The sequence below is a fragment of the Streptomyces sp. NPDC027962 genome (genome assembly GCF_055566095.1).
This window is the reverse complement of sequence record NZ_JBVHTA010000126.1, coordinates 1-1112: the sequence shown is the minus strand read 5'-3', so window position 1 is coordinate 1112 and position 1112 is coordinate 1. Positions and strand designations below refer to the sequence as shown.

The 1112-nt window shown below is 69.0% G+C and carries 1 protein-coding gene; it reads right to left on the bottom strand.

What is annotated here, in order from left to right:
- Nucleotides 1–24: 24 nt before the first annotated feature.
- Complete coding sequence (locus ACZ4SA_RS36990) at nt 25–999, bottom strand: IS630 family transposase (RefSeq protein ID WP_468283280.1); 975 nt, start codon at nt 997–999, stop codon at nt 25–27.
- Nucleotides 1000–1112: the final 113 nt, after the last annotated feature.

The following is a 1112-nucleotide window of genomic DNA, read 5'->3' as shown; positions in this document are numbered from 1 at the left end:
TATTGATCCGAAACTCAAAGGGTTCTATTCGAGGATGTAGCGGACGTGGGGGCCGCCGAAGTAGCCGCGGACGATGTGTGGCTGGCGTTGGCGTCGGTGGAAGAACCGGCGGGTCTCGGCGGCGAGTTGGGCCTGGTCGCGGGCCCGGCTGTGCATCGGCAGGCTCCGTTTGAGGTCGGCGTTGACCAGCTCGTCGGGGTTCAGCTCCGGCGAGTACGACGGCAGGAAGTACAGCTCGATCCGGTCCGGGTGATCGGCGAGCCAGGTGCGGACCTTGCGGGAGCGGTGGGCGGAGTGGCCGTCCACGACGAGGTGGACCTTGTGGTCGAAGTGGCCTGCGAGCCGGTCGAGAAAGCGGCACATCACGTCGGCGTCGAAGGTCTCGGTGAACACCATGAAGTGCATCTGACCCTTCGTGCTGATCGCGGACATCGCATTCACCGAGAACCGGTTGCCCGAGCGGCGCACGACGGGAGTGCACCCCTTGGCGCCCCAGGTGCGGCCGGTGACCTGGTCGGAGCGGATGCCGACCTGGTCGGCGAAGAGGACCTCGCCGCCCTCGGCCTTCGCTTTCGCACGGATCGCCGGCCAGGTCTCCTCCCGCCAGACGCTCACCGCCTCCGCGTTCTGCTCGACGGCCCGCTTGTCGGGGCGCTGGAACGACAGGCCCCAGCGGCGCAGGTACTTGCCCACGCCCTGCTCGGTCAGCCGCACCCGGTACAGCTTCGCGATCAGGTCCCCCACCCCGGCGCGCGTCCACAACTGCCCCGCCAGCCCCAGGTCACAGGGCCGGTGATCCAGCACGGCCTGCCGGACCGCCCGCTGCTCGACCGCATCGAGAACCTGATGTTCCCCGACCTGGCGCCCACGCGGCTGGGCCACGAGCGCCTCGCGTCCGCCGGCCAGCCACTTCGCCCACCAGTTGTCCACCGCCTTGAGCGAGACCTGGAACACCGCCGCGACATCCTCGCGAGCCCAGCCCGCCACCAACGCTGCCACCGCCCGCAGCCGAAGGGGCCTCCTGCGCCGACGGCGACAACTCCCGTGCGTCCCCCGCCAGTTCACTCACGCAGGGATCAACGACCCAGAACACCTACCGTTTCGGATCAATA